This is a genomic window from Massilia cellulosiltytica (assembly GCF_047325105.1).
GTDB classification, from domain to species: Bacteria; Pseudomonadota; Gammaproteobacteria; order Burkholderiales; family Burkholderiaceae_D; genus Telluria; species Telluria orientalis.
In genome coordinates this window covers 4,095,678-4,115,058 of the sequence record NZ_CP168562.1, presented here as the reverse complement: position 1 = coordinate 4,115,058, position 19,381 = coordinate 4,095,678, and the positions used below count along the sequence as shown (strand labels likewise).

19 protein-coding genes are annotated in these 19,381 nt (G+C 70.1%); 12 read left to right on the top strand and 7 right to left on the bottom strand.

Going from position 1 to position 19,381, the window contains the following annotated elements:
* The first annotated feature begins 12 nt into the window (after window positions 1–12).
* The 12 genes from ACEN9H_RS17950 (at window position 13) to ACEN9H_RS17895 (ending at window position 11,257) form a co-directional block, all read left to right on the top strand.
* Window positions 13–1,989 carry a 4Fe-4S dicluster domain-containing protein gene (locus tag ACEN9H_RS17950; RefSeq protein WP_413671490.1) on the top strand — a complete coding sequence of 659 codons (1,977 nt, stop codon included), beginning with the start codon at window positions 13–15 and terminating at the stop codon, window positions 1,987–1,989.
* On the top strand, window positions 1,986–3,350 hold the full coding sequence (gene nrfD / locus ACEN9H_RS17945; RefSeq protein ID WP_056128782.1) for an NrfD/PsrC family molybdoenzyme membrane anchor subunit: 1,365 nt from the start codon (window positions 1,986–1,988) through the stop codon (window positions 3,348–3,350). The genes ACEN9H_RS17950 and nrfD overlap by 4 nt, the downstream gene beginning before the upstream one ends.
* Window positions 3,347–3,883: a DUF3341 domain-containing protein gene (locus tag ACEN9H_RS17940; RefSeq protein WP_413671489.1), complete on the top strand. Its 537-nt coding sequence runs from the start codon at window positions 3,347–3,349 to the stop codon at window positions 3,881–3,883. Before nrfD ends, ACEN9H_RS17940 begins: the two co-directional genes overlap by 4 nt.
* Window positions 3,880–4,476 carry a c-type cytochrome gene (locus tag ACEN9H_RS17935; protein ID WP_413671488.1) on the top strand — a complete coding sequence of 199 codons (597 nt, stop codon included), beginning with the start codon at window positions 3,880–3,882 and terminating at the stop codon, window positions 4,474–4,476. The genes ACEN9H_RS17940 and ACEN9H_RS17935 overlap by 4 nt, the downstream gene beginning before the upstream one ends.
* The gene (locus ACEN9H_RS17930) at window positions 4,473–5,480 is read left to right on the top strand and encodes a hypothetical protein (protein WP_413671487.1); all 1,008 of its coding nucleotides are present in this window, start codon (window positions 4,473–4,475) and stop codon (window positions 5,478–5,480) included. The genes ACEN9H_RS17935 and ACEN9H_RS17930 overlap by 4 nt, the downstream gene beginning before the upstream one ends.
* Window positions 5,473–5,793, top strand: coding sequence for a hypothetical protein (locus ACEN9H_RS17925; protein ID WP_413346231.1), 321 nt, complete (start codon window positions 5,473–5,475; stop codon window positions 5,791–5,793). Before ACEN9H_RS17930 ends, ACEN9H_RS17925 begins: the two co-directional genes overlap by 8 nt.
* Entirely contained in the window at window positions 5,790–6,545 is a 756-nt protein-coding gene (locus tag ACEN9H_RS17920) for an SCO family protein (protein WP_413671486.1), read from the top strand. Before ACEN9H_RS17925 ends, ACEN9H_RS17920 begins: the two co-directional genes overlap by 4 nt.
* Window positions 6,535–7,485: a cytochrome c oxidase subunit II gene (coxB, locus tag ACEN9H_RS17915; RefSeq protein WP_413344591.1), complete on the top strand. Its 951-nt coding sequence runs from the start codon at window positions 6,535–6,537 to the stop codon at window positions 7,483–7,485. The genes ACEN9H_RS17920 and coxB overlap by 11 nt, the downstream gene beginning before the upstream one ends.
* Entirely contained in the window at window positions 7,460–9,043 is a 1,584-nt protein-coding gene (gene ctaD / locus ACEN9H_RS17910) for a cytochrome c oxidase subunit I (RefSeq protein WP_413344589.1), read from the top strand. Before coxB ends, ctaD begins: the two co-directional genes overlap by 26 nt.
* The gene (locus ACEN9H_RS17905; protein ID WP_413344588.1) at window positions 9,040–9,684 is read left to right on the top strand and encodes a cytochrome c oxidase subunit 3; all 645 of its coding nucleotides are present in this window, start codon (window positions 9,040–9,042) and stop codon (window positions 9,682–9,684) included. The genes ctaD and ACEN9H_RS17905 overlap by 4 nt, the downstream gene beginning before the upstream one ends.
* Window position 9,685: 1 nt before the next feature.
* Window positions 9,686–10,012 (top strand): cytochrome C oxidase subunit IV family protein, encoded by a 327-nt coding sequence (locus tag ACEN9H_RS17900; RefSeq protein WP_413671485.1) that lies wholly within the window; start codon window positions 9,686–9,688, stop codon window positions 10,010–10,012.
* 93 nt (window positions 10,013–10,105) lie between these two features.
* Entirely contained in the window at window positions 10,106–11,257 is a 1,152-nt protein-coding gene (locus ACEN9H_RS17895) for a diguanylate cyclase (protein WP_413345677.1), read from the top strand.
* 1 nt (window position 11,258) lies between these two features.
* Here ACEN9H_RS17895 and ACEN9H_RS17890 read toward each other — a convergent pair whose 3' ends face one another.
* The 7 genes from ACEN9H_RS17890 to ACEN9H_RS17860 all read right to left on the bottom strand — a co-directional run bounded on the left by ACEN9H_RS17890 (window position 11,259) and on the right by ACEN9H_RS17860 (window position 19,378).
* Window positions 11,259–12,053, bottom strand: a complete 795-nt coding sequence (locus ACEN9H_RS17890; RefSeq protein WP_413671484.1) for a YdcF family protein — start codon at window positions 12,051–12,053, stop codon at window positions 11,259–11,261.
* 53 nt (window positions 12,054–12,106) lie between these two features.
* The gene (locus ACEN9H_RS17885; protein ID WP_413344061.1) at window positions 12,107–13,291 is read right to left on the bottom strand and encodes a family 1 glycosylhydrolase; all 1,185 of its coding nucleotides are present in this window, start codon (window positions 13,289–13,291) and stop codon (window positions 12,107–12,109) included.
* On the bottom strand, window positions 13,292–14,449 hold the full coding sequence (locus tag ACEN9H_RS17880; RefSeq protein WP_413344063.1) for an L-lactate dehydrogenase: 1,158 nt from the start codon (window positions 14,447–14,449) through the stop codon (window positions 13,292–13,294).
* Between the two features lie 12 nt (window positions 14,450–14,461).
* Entirely contained in the window at window positions 14,462–16,090 is a 1,629-nt protein-coding gene (locus ACEN9H_RS17875) for a GMC family oxidoreductase (RefSeq protein ID WP_413344065.1), read from the bottom strand.
* Window positions 16,087–16,698 (bottom strand): gluconate 2-dehydrogenase subunit 3 family protein, encoded by a 612-nt coding sequence (locus ACEN9H_RS17870; protein ID WP_413671483.1) that lies wholly within the window; start codon window positions 16,696–16,698, stop codon window positions 16,087–16,089. Before ACEN9H_RS17870 ends, ACEN9H_RS17875 begins: the two co-directional genes overlap by 4 nt.
* On the bottom strand, window positions 16,695–17,513 hold the full coding sequence (locus tag ACEN9H_RS17865; protein ID WP_413675597.1) for a hypothetical protein: 819 nt from the start codon (window positions 17,511–17,513) through the stop codon (window positions 16,695–16,697). The genes ACEN9H_RS17870 and ACEN9H_RS17865 overlap by 4 nt, the downstream gene beginning before the upstream one ends.
* Before the next feature lie 77 nt (window positions 17,514–17,590).
* On the bottom strand, window positions 17,591–19,378 hold the full coding sequence (locus tag ACEN9H_RS17860; protein WP_413671482.1) for a thiamine pyrophosphate-requiring protein: 1,788 nt from the start codon (window positions 19,376–19,378) through the stop codon (window positions 17,591–17,593).
* Window positions 19,379–19,381: the final 3 nt, after the last annotated feature.

Genomic DNA, 19,381 nt, shown 5'->3' with positions numbered 1-19,381 from the left:
GCGACGCCCACGTTGACCGGCGCCTATGCCGACGCGCGCCTCGCGCGCGCGCCGCACGAGATCGAGGCTGCGCTGATGCGCATCGCGGCCAGGCTGGGCGTGGGCGCCGACCCGGGCCGCGGCGCCGATGCGACGCTGGACCGGTGGGAGGCGGCGGTGGTGAAGGCGCTGGACGGCGCGCGCGGTCACGCCCTCGTCGTCGCCGGCCCGAACGTGAGCCCGGCCGGCCGCGTGCTTGCCCACGCGCTGACCCAGCGCCTGAACGGTCCGCTCGCCTTCATCGAGCCGGTCGAGCGCAGCCCGCTGGACCACGGCGCGTCGATCGCCGCGCTGGCCGACGACCTGCGCGCCGGCCGCGTCGACACCTTGCTCATGCTGGACGCGAACCCGGCCTACGATGCGCCCGCGGACCTCGATTTCGCCGCGCTGCTGCAGCGGGTGCCGCTCGCCGCCCACCTGGGCCTGTACCGCGACGAGACCGCGCGCGCGGCCGGCTGGCATTTGCCGATGGCGCACTGCTACGAAGCGTGGAGCGATGCGCGGGCCCACGACGGCACGGCGAGCATCGTGCAACCGCTGATCGCGCCGCTGTACGGCGGCCGTTCCGCGCACGAGATCCTCGCGCTGCTGGACGGCGCCGGGACGCGCAATGGCCACGCGCTCGTGCGCGCGACGTGGGGCGGCGAGGACGCGGCGTGGCGCGACAGCCTGCGCCGCGGCAGCGTCGCCGGGAGCGCCGCGCATCCCGTGGCCGTGCCCGGCGCGCGTCCGCCCGGCCCCATGCCCGTGCCGGCCGCGCCGCCGCTCGTCGCCCTGTTCGCGCCCGACCCGGCCGTCGACGGCGGCGCCTTCGCCAACAACGCGTGGCTGCAGGAGTTGCCGCGGCCCCTCACGTCGCTCACGTGGGACAACGCGGCGCTCATCGGTCCGGCGACGGCGCAGCGCCTCGGCCTCGCCGACGGCGCCGTCGCGCGGCTGCGCGTGGAGGGGCGGACAGTGGATGCGCCGGTGCTCGTCGTGGCGGGGCAGGCCGAGGGCGTCGTCACGCTGCCGCTGGGCTATGGCCGGCGCGCGGCGGGCGGCGTCGGGGAGGGCGTCGGCTTCGATGCGTACCGGCTGCGCACCCGCGTTGCCCTGCCCGCGCTGACGGTCGAGCGCACGGGCCGCACGCACGCTCTCGTGGTCCGCCAGAAGGAAGTCGACATGCAGGGCCGCGACCCTGTGCACATACGCGAGCTGGCACGCGAGCGGCCGGCGCAGGCGTCGATGTATCCCGAACGCGAATACAAGGACTACAAATGGGGCATGGCGATCGACCTGAATGCGTGCATCGGCTGCGCGGCATGCACGATCGCGTGCCAGGCCGAAAACAACATCCCCGTCGTCGGTAAGGAGGAAGTGGCGCGGGGCCGCAGCATGCACTGGATCCGCGTCGACCGCTACGTGGCCGGCCCGCGCACCCTGTTCCAGCCCGTGCCGTGCATGCATTGCGAGCACGCGCCGTGCGAGGAGGTGTGCCCGGTCGGCGCCACGATGCACGACAGCGAAGGCCTCAACGTGCAGGTCTACAACCGCTGCATCGGCACGCGCTTCTGCTCCAATAACTGCCCGTATAAAGTCCGGCGCTTCAATTTCCTGCAGTACGCGAACCAGCAAGTGGAAAGCCTGAAGGCGCTGCAGAACCCGGAAGTGACCGTGCGCCGGCGCGGCGTGATGGAGAAATGCAGCTACTGCCTGCAACGGATCACCCGCGCCCGGATCGAGGCCGAGAAGGCGGGACGGCGCATCCGCGACGGCGAGATGGTGACCGCGTGCCAGGCCGTGTGCCCCACGCGCGCGATCCGCTTCGGCGACCTGAACGACCCCGCCAGCGACGTCGTCGCGGCGAAGGCGTCGCCGCTCGATTACCACCTGCTGGAAGAACTCAACACACGCCCGCGCACGAGTTACCTCAGGCGCGTGCTGAACCCCGATCCGGAGCTGGAATGAGTACCCCGGAGAATGCCGACGTGCTGCGCCCCGGCTGGGGCTATGCCAGCGTCACGGACAAGATCGCGGGCATCGTCCTCACCGGCCATTTCGGCTGGCGCTGGTGGACGGCGTTCCTCGTCGCGTCCGCGGGCGTGTGCGCGCTGCTGGCCGCCGTCTCGTGGCTGCTGGTGAAGGGCATCGGCATCTGGGGCGTCGACATGCCGGTCGCGTGGGGCTTCGCCATCGGTAACTTCGTGTGGTGGATCGGGATCGGCCATGCCGGCACCTTCATCTCCGCCGTGCTCCTGCTGCTGCGCCAGAAATGGCGGACGTCGATCAACCGCTTCGCCGAGGCGATGACGCTGTTCGCGGCGGGCATCGCGGGCCTGTTCCCGATCCTGCACCTGGGTCGGCCGTGGTTCTTCTACTGGCTCGTGCCTTACCCGAACGTGATGAACGTGTGGCCGCAGTGGCGCAGCCCCCTGGTCTGGGACTTCTTCGCCATCGCGACCTACCTGACCGTGTCGCTGCTGTTCTGGTACGTCGGCCTGATCCCGGACCTCGCCACCCTGCGCGACCGCGCCGGCCAGCGCGGCCAAAGGAAAAGCCAGGTCGCGTACGGCCTGCTGGCGCTGGGCTGGCGCGGCGAGGCGCGGCACTGGGCGCGCTACGAATGGGCGTATTTGCTGCTGGCGGGGCTGGCGACGCCGCTCGTCGTGTCGGTGCACACGATCGTGTCGCTCGACTTCGCCGTCGGGAACACGCCCGGCTACCACTCGACGATCTTCCCGCCATACTTCGTCGCCGGCGCGCTGTTCTCCGGCTTCGCGATGGTGCTGACGCTCGCGATCCCGCTGCGCGCCGCGTTCGGCCTGCAGGATTTCATCACGGGGCGCCACCTCGCCAACGCGGCCAAGGTGCTGCTGGCCACGTGCTGGCTCGTGAGCTACGGCTACCTCGCGGAGATCTTCACGTCGTTCTACAGCGGCGACATCTACGAGCGCTACATGACGATCAACCGCTTCACGGGGCCGTACGGTCCCGTGTACCTGGCCATGCTGGCCTGTAACGTGCTGGTGCCGCAGCTGTTCTGGTTCCGGCGCGTACGTCACAGCGCGGCGCTGCTGTTCGTGCTGAGCCTCGTCATCAACTGCGGCATGTGGATGGAGCGCTTCCTCATCGTCGTCACGTCGCTGCACCGCGACTACCTGCCGTCCGCGTGGGGCATGTTCTATCCGACGCGCTGGGACTGGATCACCCTGTTCGGTTCCATCGCGCTGTTCGTCTGGCTGTTCCTGCTGTTCGTGCGCTTCCTGCCGCTGATCTCGATCGCGGAGATGCGCGAGCTCGTACGCGAATCGGCGAAGGGGGAGGCATGAGCGGACCGGCCATGTACGGCCTGCTGGCCGAATTCCCCAGCGCGGACGCTCTGTGCGCGGCCGCGCGCCATGCGCGCGACAACGGCTACACGCGCGTGGAGGCCTATTCGCCGTTCGCGATCGAGGGGCTGGACGACATCGTCGGCGCCGACAAGGGCTGGATCGCGCCGCTCACGCTGCTGGGCGGGATCCTCGGCGGGGCAGGGACGTACTTCCTGCAATGGTATGCGGCCGTCGTCGACTACCCGATCAACATCGGCGGCCGGCCCCTGCACAGCTGGCCCGCTTTCATCCCGGCCACGTTCGAGATCACGATCCTCGGCGCGGCCGTGGCGGCCGTGCTCGCGATGTTCGTGCTGAACGGCTTGCCGCGGCTGTACCATCCGCTGTTCGAGGTCGAGGAATTCGAACTGGCGAGCCGCAACCGCTTCTTCCTGTGCCTGCCCGCGCGCGACCCCGTGTTCGCGCCCGGCCCCGCGCGCGACCTGCTGGAGGAACTGCACCCGCTGCTGCTGCGCGAGGTGCCGGCATGAAGCGCATCCTGTTCACACTTTCGTTATGCGTCCTGGCTGGCTGCGAAGGCGCGAAACAGGACATGTACGACCAGCCGCGCTATAAAACGTATGCGCCGAGCGCGCTGTTCGAGGACGGCGCGTCCGTACGGCCCCCTGTCGCCGGCACGGAGCCGCGTGCGCGGGGCGCGTTCGCCGACAGTTCCGGCGGCCGCGCGGGCACGGACCTCGTGCGGCGCGACGCGCTGGCGGAAGACGCGCAGGCGAACCCGTATCCGGTCGACATGGCACTGTTGAAGCGCGGCCAGGACCGCTACATGATCTATTGCATGCCGTGCCACAGCCCGGCCGGCGACGGCGATGGCCTCGTCGTGCGGCGCGGCTTCCCGGCGCCGCCGACGTATCACCAGGACCGCCTGCGCAATGCGCCCGACCGCCACATCTACGACGTCATCAGGAACGGCTACGGCGTGATGGCGCCGTACGGCGACCGCGTGGAGCCCGCCGACCGCTGGGCCATCGTCGCCTTCGTCCGCGCGCTGCAACTGAGCCAGCATGCGGACGCGGCGAGCCTGCCGCCGGACGTGCGCGCGCACCTGGGAGCGCAGCCATGAAGGCGCGCACGCTCGTCGTACTGGCGCTCGTCGCCGCGGTCGCCGGCTGGCGCCTCGACCTGCGCGCGCTGCTGGCCAGCTATCTCGCCGCGTGGTGGTTCATCACGGGCGCGCTGCTGGGCGGTCTCGCCAACGTGTGGCTGCACCAGCTGACGGGCGGGGCGTGGGGCGAAACGATCCGCGGCCCGCTGCTGCGCGCGGCGCGCTGGCTGCCGCTCGCGTGCATCCTGTTCCTGCCCGTGCTGCTGGGCGCACCGCTGCTGTATCCGTGGCAGCACGGCGTGCAGGACGGCGCATTCCGCCAGATATGGCTGAGTCCCGTCTTCTTCACGATCCGCAGCATCGGCTATCTGCTGCTGTGGTGCGGACTTGCCATCGTCGAGACGCGCGCCCGCACGCGGTCGCCTTTGCGCGCGGCCCTGTGCCTGGTCGCCTACGGCTTCTCCGTGAGTCTCGCGGCCGTGGACTGGATCATGTCGCTGCAGCCCGAGTGGTATTCCAGCGTGTTCGGCTGGCTGGCGGGCACGGGCCAGATGCTGACCGGGCTCGCGCTGGCCGTGCTGCTGATCGACCGCGGCGCGGCGCGCAAGCGCCTGCCCGACCTCGGCAACCTGCTCATGATGTACGTGCTGACGTGGGCCTACCTCGCGTACGTGCAATTCCTGATCATCTGGGCCGCGGACCTGCCGCACGAAATCGCGTGGTACCTGCGCCGCGGCGCGCCCGGCTGGCAGGCCGTCGCGTGGGTGCTCGTCGTCGGCCACTTCGCCGGGCCGCTGTGCATCCTGCTGTCGCGCCACGCGAAGACGGCGCCCGCGCTGATGGGCGTGCTGGCCGCCGCGCTGCTGGCGGCTCACCTGCTGGACTGCTGGTGGCTCGTGCTGCCGTCCGTCGAGCATTTGACGCGCCACTGGCTGTGGCTCGCGCCGCTCGTCGCGGCCGGGTTCGGACTGGCGGCGTGGCTCGCGCTGGACAGGACGAGGAAGGAGCGTATCCATGCCTGACTACACGGGCGGCGATCTCGACCTGCGCGGCCTGCGCGTCGGTGCCTGCATCATCGTGGCCGGCATCGCCTGTGCGCTCGGCGCGGCCGCGCTGATGCTGGGCGAGCAGGCGCCGGCCGCGAACACGCCGCCTCACGCATTCGCCGGCAAGGCCCCGCTGCTGCAGCCGGCCCCGCAGCCGGACCGCGCCGCCTACCTCGAGGAAAAGCGCCGCGCGACGCAGGCCTATGGCTGGGTCGACCGCGAAGCCGGCATCGCCCGGATTCCGCTGGACGAGGCCATGAGGCTGATGGCGGCGAAGGGGGCAAGATGATCGCCGCACTCGCCTTCCTGCTGATGCTTGCCTGCGGTCCGGCCGCCGCGCAGGCCCTGCAACTGCCGCCGCCCCCGGCCGCGCGCTTCGATCCCGTGCCCGGCACCCGGCTGCCGCTCGACGCCGTGCTGCGCGACGATGCCGGGCAACCCGTCCGGCTGGCCGCGTTGTTCGACCGTCCGGTGGTGCTGGTGCCCGGCTATTACACGTGCCCGAACCTGTGCAGCACGGTGTTCGAAGGCGTGCTGCAGGCGCTCGCGCTGTCCGGGCTCGCGGCCGGGGACTATCGCCTCGTCGGCCTCTCCATCGATCCGCGCGACGGCGCCGCCGCGGCCGCGGAGAGAAAGCGTGCGTATGCCGCGCTGCTGCCTGGCGGCGCGCGCGATCTCGCGCTGCTGACTGGCGACGCGCAAACGCTGGCGCGGCTGGAGAACGCCCTCGGCTACCGCTCCGTGGCGGACAAGGACACTGGCGAGCTGGCCCACGCGGCCGGCTTCGTCGTGCTGGACGCCGACGGCCGCATCGCGCGCGCCTTCTCCGGCGTGCGCTTCGATCCGGCCGCGCTGCGCGCTGCGGTCAGGACACCGGCGCCCTCGTTCGGCGAGCAGGTGCTGATGCTGTGCGCGCACTTCGCGCCCACGTCCGGCCGCCACACGGCGGGTGCGCTGGCGTTCGTGCGCGCAGGCGTGCTGCTGTTGCCGTTGCTGTTCCTGGGCTGGCTGTGGCGGCGGGGAGGGCGCCGTGCGTCCTGAATTCCACCTGCTCCCGGCCGACGCCGCCGTCTCCGCCACGCGCCTGGACAGCCTCGCGCTGTGCCTGCTGTTGCTGTGCGGTGCCGTCGCGCTGGTGCTGTTCGTGCTGATGGTCGGCTTCTCGATCCGCTACCGGGCCGGTTCCAGCGCGGACCGCACGCACGTGCCGAAGAAGGGGCTGCCCGTCGAAATCGCATGGACCGTGATCCCGCTGCTGCTGTTCCTCGGGATCTACGCATGGGGCGCGATCGACTACCTGAAGCTGTACCAGGCCCCCAGCAATGCGATGCCCGTGTTCGTCGTCGCGAAGCAGTGGATGTGGGAGGCGGAGCACCGCAACGGCCGCAGGGAAAAGGGCGAGCTGCACCTGCCGCTGGGCCGGCCGATCCGCATGGTGATGACGTCGCAGGACGTGATCCACAGCTTCTTCGTGCCGGACTTCCGGGTGAAGCAGGACGTCGTCCCGGGCCGCTACACGTCCATCGTGTTCACGCCCAGCCGCACGGGCGAATACCGGCTGTACTGCGCGGAATACTGCGGCACGGAGCACGCGATGATGCTGGGCCGGATCGTCGTCATGCGGCCGGCGGCGTTCGCGCAGTGGCTGGACGCGGGCCCGCACCAGCCGGGCATGGCGGCGCGCGGCTACGAACTGTATCGCCGCTACGGCTGCAGCGGCTGCCACGACCCGGGATCGAACGTGCACGCGCCCAACCTCACGGGCCTGCTGGGCCGGCGCGTGCATCTCGCGGACGGCCGCGAACTGACGGCGGACGAGCCGTACGTCCGCGATTCCATCCTCGTGCCCACGAAGGACGTCGTCGCGGGCTACGCGCCCATCATGCCCTCGTTCGCGGGGCAGATCGGCGAGGAAGACATCCTGGCCATCATCGAATACATCAGGGAGAGCGCGCATGACGAGCTACCTCGCGGGCGGTGACAGGCTGGCCGACTGGCTGACGACGCGCGACCACAAGCGCATCGCCGTGCTGTACGCCATCTCCATCACCCTGTTCTTTTTCCTGGGCGGCGTGGCGGCGGCATTGATCCGCCTGGAGCTGGCGACGCCGCAGGGTGACCTCGTCAGCGACGACACGTACAACAAGCTGTTCACGGCGCACGGCATCATCATGGTGTGGCTGTTCCTGATTCCGTCGATCCCCGCGGTGCTGGGGAATTTCCTGATGCCGCTGATGATCGGCGCGCGCGACCTCGCCTTCCCGCGGCTGAATCTCGCGAGCTGGTACCTGTACCTGGCGGGCGGCGCGATCGTCCTGTGGGCGCTGCTGGCGGGCGGCGTCGACACCGGGTGGACGTTCTACACGCCGTTCTCGTCGATGTTCTCGAACTCGCACGTCGTCGCGGCGCTGTGCGGGGTGCTGGTGCTCGGGTTCTCGTCGATCCTGACGGGGCTGAACTTCATCGTCAGCGTGCACACGCTGCGCGCGCCGGGCCTCGGGTGGTTCCGCCTGCCGCTGTTCGTGTGGGCGAACTACGCGACGTCGCTGATCCTCGTGCTGGCCACGCCCGTGCTGGCGATGACCCTGGTGCTGGTCGCGATCGAGCGGCTGTTCCAGGTCGGGATCTTCGACCCGGCGCTGGGCGGCGACCCGCTGCTGTTCCAGCACCTGTTCTGGTTCTATTCGCACCCGGCCGTGTACATCATGGTGCTGCCGGCGATGGGCGTCGCCAGCGAGATCATCCCGTGCTTCGCGCGCCGGCCCGTGTTCGGCTACCGCTTCATGGCGTACGCGATCCTCGCCATCGCCGTCATCGGCTTCCTCGTGTGGGGCCACCACATGTTCGTCAGCGGCCAGTCGATGTACGCGGGGATGGTGTTTTCGCTACTGTCGTTCCTCGTCGCGATCCCGTCCGCGATCAAGGTGTTCAACTGGACGGCCACGCTGTACAAGGGCAGCATCCGCTTTTCCGCGCCGATGCTGTACGCGCTGGGTTTCGTCGGCCTGTTCACGATCGGCGGGCTGACCGGCCTGTTCCTCGCGGCGCTCGCGCTGGACGTGCACCTGTCCGACACCTATTTCGTCGTCGCGCACTTCCACTACATCATGGTGGGCGGCTCCGTGATGGCCTACCTGGGCGGCATCCACTTCTGGTGGCCCAAGGTCACGGGGCGGATGTATTCGGAAACGTGGGGGAGAATCGCGGCCCTCGTGATCTTCGCCGGCTTCAACCTGACGTTCTTCCCGCAATACCTGCTGGGCTATGCGGGCATGCCGCGCCGCTACCACAGCTATCCGGAAGAATTCCAGCTGCTGCACGTGCTGTCGTCCGCGGGCGCCGTCACGCTGGCCATCGGCTACCTGATGCCGCTCGGTTACCTCGCATGGTCGCTGCGCCATGGCGCGCGGGCGCCGGCGAATCCATGGCTGGCCACGGGACTCGAATGGCAGACGGCGTCGCCGCCGCCCGAACACAATTTCGCGACGCCGCCGGTCGTCGTGCGCGAGCCGTATGCCTACACGCCGGAGGGGCCATGAACGCGCCGGTCCTGGAACCGCAATTCCGCGACCACGCGCAGCAGGACTTCGCGCGCTCGTTCGGCATGTGGGTGTTCCTGTCCAGCGAGCTGCTGTTCTTCGGGCCGCTGCTGTTCGGCTACCTGTATCTGCGCATGCACCACCCGGAAGCGACCGGAATGGCCAGCCGCCACACGGACATGCTGCTGGGGACCGTCAACACGGCCGTCCTGCTGACCAGCAGCTTCTGCATGGCGCTGGCCGGCCACGCGGCGCAAAAAGGGAACGACATGCGGGATCGCCGCCGCGCCGCGCGCCTGCTGGCACTGACGGCGGCGCTGGGCATTGTCTTCCTCGCCATCAAGGGCGTCGAATGGCACCAGGAATTCGACGAGCACCTGTTCCCCGGCGCCGGCTTTCACCCGTCCGACGGCAGGGACCTGGGCACCGTCCACGGCATGGAACTGTTCTTCCTGCTGTACTTCGCCGCGACCGGCCTGCACGCGCTGCACCTGTTCATCGGCGTGTCGGCCTGCCTGTGGCTGATGCGCAGTCCGCGCGCCGAAGCCGTGGAACTGGCCGGCCTGTACTGGCACTTCGTCGACGTGGTGTGGATCTTCCTGTACCCGTTGCTGTACCTGTCCCTGCGCTCGGGAGGCTGACGTGGACCGGACCGTACGCCCGCTGGTGCTCACGTGGCTCGCGCTGATGGCGCTGCTGGCCACGACGGCCGCCTGCGCGCTGCTGCGCCTGGGCTGGCTGAACACGGCGATCAGCCTCGCGGTGGCGCTGGCGAAGGCATTGCTGGTGGCGTTCGTGTTCATGCGCCTGAAGCGCGCGCCCGCGCTGCTGCGGCTCGCGGCCGTCGCGGGCGCCGTCACGCTCGCGCTGCTGTTCGGGCTCGCGCTGACGGATTACACGACGCGCACGGCACTCAAGGCGCCGTGGCAACAGCCGGCGACGGTGGCGCCGCGGCTGGGGAGCCGGTAAGCGATGTAAGTAAATTTCCGTATGGCAAATTTAGTTACCTTGAATTAAAATGACTGGTTGCCGCCATTCGCCCCGCTTCCACCGAATCCCGCCGTGTTGCCCCAAGATCCCCAACGTCCCAACCTGGCCATCGACTGCCGCCGCGCCGAGTTCGCGGACCCGGCCAGCGAGTCACGCTTCACGCGCCACTTCCTGCCCGAGCGGAACCGCCAGCTGAAGGCCAGCCTGCTGTTCGCGGCCGCGTTCTACGTCGCGTTCGCGGCCACCGACTTCGCCACCCTGGGCGCCACGGCGATCGCGTGGATGCTCATGGGCCTGCGCATCGTCGTGGCGCTCGTGGGCCTGGGCTGCTTCGCGGCCATCGTCCGCCGCCCGCGGTCGGTGCGCGTGTCGATCCGGGCCGCGTGTACCCTGCTCGTCGTCGCGCTGGCCGTGTTCATGGTCGTGTGCTGGTTCCAGCCGGAGGTGCTGGCGTGGAATGCGATGTCGCAGGCACTGATCCTGATGGCGGTCTACGTCACAATCCCCAACCGTTTCATCTACGCGGTGGCGATCGGCGTCGGGTCCAGCATCGTGTTCGCCGCGCTGCTGGTCATCCAGGGCAATCTGCGGGCGGACGACCTCTTGACCCTCGTGCTGCTGCTCGTGATGGGCAATGCGCTCGGCTATATCGCCGCGCGCCGCTTCCACGTCGCCCAGCGCGAACAGTTCCGCGCCTCGATCCAGCTGCAGCAGCTGGCCGACCGCGATCCGCTGACGGGCTGCTACAACCGCCGCTTCCTGCAAAAAGGCCTGTTGAACGCGGAGCTCGAGCGCACGAGGCGCTACGGCACGCCGCTGTCGGTGGTCCTGTGCGACCTCGACCATTTCAAGCGCATCAACGACACCTACGGCCACGCGGCCGGCGACCAGGTGCTGGCGGATTTCGCCGGCCTGCTGCTGTCGCTCACGCGCGACACGGTCGACAGCGTGGTCCGCTACGGCGGCGAGGAATTCCTGCTCGTGCTGCCGCAGACGGACCTCGCGGGCGCGCAGACGCTCGCGGAACGCATCCGCGCGGCCTTCGCCGACGCGCCCGGCGCAACCGTCAAGGCGACGGCGAGCTTCGGCATCGCGTCCGTGCCCGCGCAGGCGCCGGTGCTGCCCGCGTCGTCCGAAGCGCTGATCGGCGCCGCGGATGCGCAACTGTATGCCGCCAAGCGGGGCGGGCGCAACAGGGTGTGCGCGACGCTCGCCGGACGGTGAATCAGCGGCCGCCGGCCGCGCGCACGCGGTACCAGGCGAGGCCGATCCACTCGTACGTCGCATACCACGACCGGCGCATGCCCTCGGCGCTGGGCACCCAGGCGTGGATCGACAGCGGCTGGCGGCCGAAGAACATCGTGGGCGCGCTGACGACGTCCAGCCCGGCGCGCGCGAACACGGCGCTGGCGCGCGGCATGTGCATCGCGTCGGTGACGAGCAGGATCCGGTGGATGCCGTGCGCGCGCAGGATGGCGGCGCTGAAGGCCGCGTTCTCCGCCGTGTCGCCGGAGCGGTCCTCGAGCCACTTCACCGGCACGCCGAAGTCTTCGCGCAGGGCGGCGGCCATGCTGTCGGCTTCCGAGCCGCCGGGGTTGCCCTTGTCGACGCCGCCGTTGCCGCCGCTGACGAGGATGGGCAGTCCCGTCTCGCGCTGCAGGTGCGCCGCGTAGCGCAGGCGCGCGAGGGCGACGTAGTCGGGGATGTCGCGGTCCCCGTATTCGGGGGCATGCCGCACGCGGCCTGCCGCCAGCACGACGATGGCCTGGGCGCCGGCACGTTCGGGTTCCTGCAGCGGGGTCGTCAACCGCTCCAGCGGCGCGACGAGGAGAGTGGCGCCGCCCGTCGTCGACAGGAATGCCAGCAGCGCGAACCCGGTGCCGGCGACGACGCGGCCGGCGCGCGGCCGGCGGCGCCACAGCACGAGGCCGATGACGATGACGAGGAACAGGCTGGCGGGCGGCAGGATCAGGCCGCGCGGGATCAGGTTGACGATGTCGAGCAGCGGTGCGAAGGTCATGGATCGTGGGCGTGATGGTGGCGCCCGGAGTAGACCGCAGCCGGGCCGCCGCGTCAAGCCTGCATTGCGCCAGTACGCCCATCCCAGGCCGCGATCAGGTCGCGGTACGCCGTCCCGACGGGCCGGATGCGGCGGTCCAGGTCGTACAGCCCGCGCGGATTGACGATGCCGCGGTCTTCGCGCAGTTCGAAGTGCCAGTCGACCTGGTCGGTCAGCGAATACCACGTGAAGCCGACGACCCGCACGCCGCTCCGCATCAGACCGCGCACGTGGGCCCACTGGCAGCGCAGCCACTCGCGCGCTTCGTCGCCGCGCGGGCCCTGGTCGAGGTTCGTTTCCGTGTGCATCAGCGGCAGGCCGTAGCGCTGTGCGTATTCCTGCGCGATCATCGCGTACCCAAGTGTTTCGCCCGCATCGCGCGCCGTGCCGTCCGGTTCGACGTCGTGTTCGTTCGTCATGTAGTAATCGGTGCCGAGGATGCAGCGGTCGCGCAGCGCGTGGTCTTCGAAGAAGCGGCATTCGTCCGGTGTCATGCCGTGCGCCAGCACGAACTCGCGCTGTACCGGCTCGAGCGGGCGGCCGTAGTTGAAGTCGAGCGACAGGAAGCGCAGCCGGTTGCGCCGTTCGGCTTCCGCGACGGCGCCGGGATGCGTCGCGTGGAAGTATTCGCTCGATTCGCTCTGGATGAACACGGCGTCGGGGCGCAGCGTCACGATCTCGTGCATCGCCAGCACGTTGGCGCGGGCCAGGTGCTTCAGCGCCGTCACGTACGACCGGAAATCGCGCGCCTGCTCGTTCCACCACCCGAACAGCGCGGAGAATTTCGCGCACACGTACATTTCGTTGACGGGCGTGTACAGCCGGATCCACGGATAGCGCGTCGCGAAGGCCCGGGCATAGCCCTGGAACAGCGCCGGGAAATCCGGGTTCTGGAAGTTGCCGACCCAGTCCGGCACGCAGAAGTGGCACAGGTCGGCGACGGGGTCGATGCCGAGCCGCTGGAGTGTCCCGAACGCCTGGTCCGCGAATGCCCAGTCGTAGCGGTCCGGCCCCAGCCACGTGCGGTGCAGCGGCACGCCGTAGCGCAGGGTGCGGACGCCCAGGTGCGCCACCAGCGCGAAGTCCGTCTGCCACAGCCGGTAGTGGCCGCATTCTTCCATCTGGTCGCGGCGGATGCGGCCATCGGCTATCGTCGGTGCGCTGTTCTCGATTCCGGTGGCGAACATGAACGGCAGCATTCAGCGCCTCCCCAGCGGCGGCTGCGCGGTGACGACGCCCGGCTCGATGCGCTGCAGGTTGTCGAGGCCCGTGAGCAGCATGCAGTCCTGCAGTTCCTGTTCCAGCAGGGTGAGGGCGCACGCGACGCCTTCGCGCCCGCGCGCGGCCAGGCCGTACAGCCACGCGCGCCCGGACAGGCAGGCGTGGGCGCCGAGGCCGATCGCCTTGACGATGTCGCCGCCCGTGCGGATGCCGCCGTCGAACAGGACTTCGATGCGGTCGCCCACGGCATCGACGATTTCCGGCAGCACGGAGATCGACGACGGCGCGCCGTCCAGCTGGCGCCCGCCGTGGTTCGACACGATGATGGCGTCCGCGCCGATGTCGATGGCGGTGCGCGCGTCGTCCGGATTCATCACGCCTTTCAGGATCAGCTTCCTCTGCCATTTCTCGCGCACCCAGCGCGCCGTGTTCACGTCGAACGAAGGATCGAACTGCTCCTCGATCCACTTCGACAGCGAGCCGATGGAGCCGGCCTCCTTGATCTCGTGCTCGAAATTGCCGAACGTATGGCGCTTGCTGCCCGCCATGTTCGCGAGCCAGCGCGGGTGGCCCACCATCTGCATGATGTTCGCCGGCGTCAGGCGCGGCGGCACCGCGAGGCCGTGCTTTTCGTCGGCCCAGCGCTTGCCCTGCGTGTGCAGGTCGATGGTCAGCACGAGCGCCGAGCAATTTGCATCGTGGGCGCGGCGCATCAGGCTTTCGTTGACCTTGTGGTCCTTCATCAGGTACAGCTGGAACCAGAACGGTTGATTGATCGCCTCCGCCACGTCCTCGATGGAATTGATGGAGCACGTCGACAGGCAGAACGGCACGCCGAAGTCCACCGCCGCGCGCGCCGCCTCGCATTCGCCATTGGCCCACGTGAGGCCCGCGAGGCCCGTCGGGCCGAGGGCAAGCGGGATGCGCGCGGGGTCGCCCGCCATCGTGACGCCGGTGTCGCGGTGCGACACGTCGCGCAGGCTGTGCTGGCGCAGCGCGAGCGCGCGCATGTCGTCCAGGTTGCGCCGCACGGTCAGCTGCTGTTCGCTGCCGCCGTGGATGTAGTCGAACACGACGCCGGGCAGGCGTTCGCGCGCGAGGCATTCGAGGTCGAAGATGCTGGCTACCTTGCTCATGTCCGGTCCTTCCTACAATTCCCCGCGCGCCGCGAGCGCCCGGATGCGCGCGCCCATGCGGCAGGCGAGGGCCTGGATCGTCAGCGACGGATTCACGCCGCCCGCCGTCGGGAACAGCGAGCCGTCGCAGATCCACAGGTTCGGCACGTCCCAGCTGCGGCCGTCCGCATCCACGACGCTCGTCTCCCGGTCGCCGCCCATCCGGCACGTGCCGAGGATGTGGCTCGTGTCGTCGCTCGTCCAGGTGTCCTTGCCGCCGGCCGCCGCCAGCATCTCGCCCATGAAGCGGCGCGCGTGGTCCTGCATGCGGCGGTCGTTGGCGGAATATTCGAACGTCACGTGCGCGACGGGCAGGCCGTGGCGGTCGCGCACATCCGCCAGTGCCACGCGGTTGCACGCGCGCGGCTCCGTCTCGGCGACCGCGACGAGGCCCGCCATGTGGTTGTAGTCCGCCATCTCGCGGCGCAGCGCCATGCCCCATAGATGCCGTTCCGTCACGAGCAGCTGGGCCCACGCGCGCGGCAGCGGGCCCTGGCTCATGAACGCATAGCCGCCATGGAAATCCTTGCCCGCGTCCGTGTAATTCCAGTGCTCGCACACGGCCATGTTGGGCGGGCCCTTGTACCAGCGGATGGCTTCGTCGAACCGGGCCCACACGCCGGGGCCTGCGTGCGTCGTCAGGTGCGTGCCGACGAGGCCCGAGCCGTTCGCGAGGCCTTGCGGGAAGCGGCCGCACGCGGAATTCAGCAGCAGGCGCGGCGTCTCGATCGCATAACCCGAGACGACGACGTTGCGCGCGCGCTGGAAGCGCCAGGCGTCGTTGCGGCGATAGTGCACGCCCGCCGCGCGGCCGTCGGCGCCGAGTTCGATGCGGCCGGCCATCGCGAGGTCGCGCACTTCCGCGCCCGCCGCCAGCGCGCGCGGAATCCACACGATCAGCGCGCTCTGCTTCGCATTCGTCGCGCAGCCGAAGTTGCAGAAGCCCCGGTACACGCACGGCGGCGATTTTCCGCGCGGTGCCGACACGGTCGCCAGCGGCACGGATGACCACCTGATGCCCATCTTTTCCGCGCCGCGCGCGAGCACGAGGCCCGCCGCGTTCATCTCGTGTTCGCGGTACGGGTAGCGGCGGCGCGGCGGTCCCCACGGATAGTTGACCGGGCCGGACACGGCCAGCGCCCGCTCCGCCTCGTCGTAATAGGGCGCCAGTTCGTCATACGTGATGGGCCAGTCGAAGCCGTAGCCCAGTTGGCTGCGCGATCGGAACCACTCGGGCCGGAAGCGCAGCGAGATCATGCTGAAGTGGACGGTCGACCCGCCCACGCCCCAGCCGGAATTGTTCCCGCCGAGGGCCAGTGCATCGGCGCCGCCGGACAGCCGTTCTTCCAGCCAGTACAGCTGTTGTTGCGCTTCCTCGTCCGACGCGAAATCCTCCAGCGGGCGCCAGAACGGGCCCGCTTCCAGCACGACGACGGAAAAGCCGGCCTCCGCCAGCTTGCACGCGAGCGTGGCGCCGCCCGCGCCGGCGCCGACGATGGCGAAGTCCACCACCTCGTCGTCGCCGTATTCGCGCATGCTCACCCAGCCCCCGCGCTTGAATACGTCGGGGGCGCGGCCGCCGCCAGTCCGCGGCGCGGTCACCGCGCCTCCTTCGCTTCCCACGGGTCGCGGCTGTCGAACCCGAGGCGCACGTACCCGCGGGGGTTCGCCGGCCCGCCGAAGCCGATCTCGTTCCAGGCGCGGGGATGCGCGTAATAAAAGCCGGCCGCCGTCTTGAGCAGGTGATGGATGAAGAAGCGCTGCGCGTCGAGACCCTGCCAGCGGGGAGACATGGCGCGGCCGCCTTCGAGGGCATGCAGGAGCGCGTCCTGCGCGTCCGCGTCGAGCCGGACGAACGGGCGGTCGTGCAGCCGGCGCGCCTCGTCGTCGACGGCGGCCAGGCCCTGGCGCCAGGCGGCGCGCAGCGGGGGCATGTCCGGATGGCGGAAGCCTTCGCCGCGGTCGTCGTGCAGCATGGCGTCGATCCACGGCGTGATCGGGATGGGGTGCGCGCGGTCGGGCTGGGGCAGCAGGCGCGCGTGGATCGCGTCCAGCAGGTCCCACTCGTCCTGCGTCAGCCAGCGCCGGGGCGGCACCTCGTCCAGCCGGGCCGCGAGCGTCCGGCGGGTGATGCCGTCGAACGACGGGCTGTCCCACCTGGCCAGCACGTCGTAGCCGGGAAAGCGCGGCGTGGGCGCGTCCTCGTTCATGGCCGCTCCTGCGCCGCACGCAGCGCCAGCGCGGCGCGGCCTGCGAGTGCGAGCGCGGAAAAGCTGGGCGGCGCCGGCAGCGGCGGGCCGGCAAGCAGGTTCTGGCTCCAGTTGCGCCAGCCGCCCATCTGCCTTGCGATGCCGCGGGCGTGGAAAACCATCCCCAGTGCGCCCAGCCACGTGCACGCCTTCAGCAGCGCATCCGTCCGGCGGCGCGGGCCTGGCCGGCCCGGCAGCGCCGCGCCGGCCAGCAGCACGGCCGCCGCGGGCGGCACGCTGACCGGCAGCCACATGGCGGGATGCTGGAACGCGCCCCGGAAGTGCAGCAGCGCCGCTTCCGCGCTCGTGCCGGTGAGGCCGAATGCGGCAAGGCCGCACAGCGCGCGGCCGGACGGCAGGCCGGCGAGCGTGGGCGCGCCGGCGGCGACGGGACGGGCGGCGAGACCCAGCACGCCGGCCAGCGTGAGCGCGGCCGGCGCGCCGAGGGGCGCCGCATAGAACAGATTCGCCCACGACAGCCCGCCGGGCCGGCGCAGCACGTTGTACGCGTGGAAGCCGAGACCCGCCGTGCCGATGGCGCAGGCAGTCGCATACGGTGCGGAAGAGGGCTTCGCGCGCAGCGCACAGCCCAGCACGACGGCCGCGCTGGCGAGCGGCGCGAACATGCCGGGATTCTCGAAGCCGCCGCGGTAGTGTTCCAGCGCGCTGTCGCTCAGCACGGACGCGGCCAGCAGCGCGGCGGCCTGGTACAAGCGGTGGGCGGTCCGGTCAGGTGCGGGCGGAGGCGGCGCGGCCCGTCGCCGTTGCAGCAGCAATGCGCCCAGCGCCAGGCCGAGGGTGGCGGCGCCGAGCGCACGCGCCGTGGAGCGCGCGTGGGCGGGCGCCACCGTGTTCACTTCCTGTCTCCGGGGAGGATGGTGCTGAGCACCTGCTTCGCCACGCCGGCCAGCATCGAGCCTTCGCTCGGGTCGCCCTTGGCGATCGTCGTCATGAAGTGCCTGGCCTGCTCCAGCGTGATGTGCGACGGCAGCGGCGGCACTTCCGGGTCCGTCTTGAATTCGAGGACGACGGGACGGTCCGCCGCCAGCGCCTCGCGCCACGCTTCGCCCACCCGGTCGGGATCGTTGCAGAAGATGCCCTTCAGGCCGATCAACTCGCCGAAGCGGTGGTACGGGACGTCGGGGATCCGCTGCGTCGCCTCGAATTTCGGATTGCCTTCCATGACGCGCTGTTCCCACGTCACCTGGTTCAGGTCCTGGTTGTTGAAGACGCACACGATCCAGCGCGGGTCCTTCCACCGCTTCCAGTACTTCGCCACGGTGATCAGCTCCGCCATGTTATTCATCTGCATGGCGCCGTCGCCGACGAGCGCGATCACGGGGCGGTCCGGGTGCGCGAACTTGGCGGCGATCGCATACGGCACGGCCGCGCCCATCGACGCGAGGCCGCCGGACAGCGAATACATCTGGCCCCGCTGCACCTTGAGGTCGCGCGCATACCAGTTCGCGCAGGAACCGGAATCGCTCGTGACGATCGCGTCGCGCGCCAGCAGCGGCGACAGCTCGTAGCACACGCGCTGCGGATTGATCGGGTTCGCGGATGCCAGTGCCCGTTCTTCCAGCGTCTGGTACGACTCGCGCACTTCCTTTTCGACCTTCGCGCGCCAGTCGGTGTCGGTCTTTTCCTTCAGCAGCGGCAGCAGCAGGCGCAGGGTCTCGGCGCTGTCGCCGTGCAGGTTGACCTCGGCCGGGAAGCGTATGCTCAGCATCGTCGGGTCGATGTCGATCTGCACCGCGCGCGCCTTGCCTTCCTTCGGCAGGAATTCCGCGTACGGGAAGCCGGTGCCGACCAGCAGCAGGGTGTCGCAGTCGTTCATCATCTCCCAGCTGGCCTTCGTGCCGAGGATGCCGATGGAGCCCGTCACCCACGGCAGGTGGTCGGGCAGGGCGGCCTTGCCCAGCAGGGCCTTGGCGCAGCCGGCCTTCAGGCGCTCGGCCACGGCGATGACTTCGTCCGTCGCCTGCAGCGCGCCCGCGCCGACGAGGATCGCCACCTTGCTGCCGGCGTTCAGCACGTCGGCCGCGCGGACGAGATCGGCCTCGTACGGAACGACGCGCGGCTTCGTGTAGCCGATGCCGGAGAACACGGAGCCGTGCTTGCGCGGCGGGTCTTCGTACGGCTTGTCCTGCAGGTCGTTCGGCAGCACGAGGACGCTGACGCCGTTGCGGCCCAGCGCCGTGCGCATGGCGCGGTCGAGCAGGTGGCGCACCTGCGACGGCTGGCTCGCCTCGTAGACGTAATCCGCCACGTCCTGGAACAGGCGCTCCAGGTTCAGCTCCTGCTGGTAGTGCGCGCCGCGCGCCGTCGTCGGCGCCTGGCCGCAGATGGCGAGTACCGGCACGTGGTCGCACTTGGCGTCGTACAGGCCCGTCACGAGGTGGGCCGCGCCGGGGCCGCCCGTCGACAGGCACACGCCCGGCTCGCCCGTGAACTTGGCGTGCGCGGCGGCCATGAAGGCGGCCATTTCCTCGTGCCGCACCTGGATGAACTGGATCTTGCCTTCCGCGCGGTCCAGCGCGCCCAGCACGCCGTTGATGCCGTCGCCGGGATAGCCGAAGATGGTACGGACGCCCCATTCATACAGGCGTTCCACGAAGAAGTCGCCTACGGATTTGCTCATGTC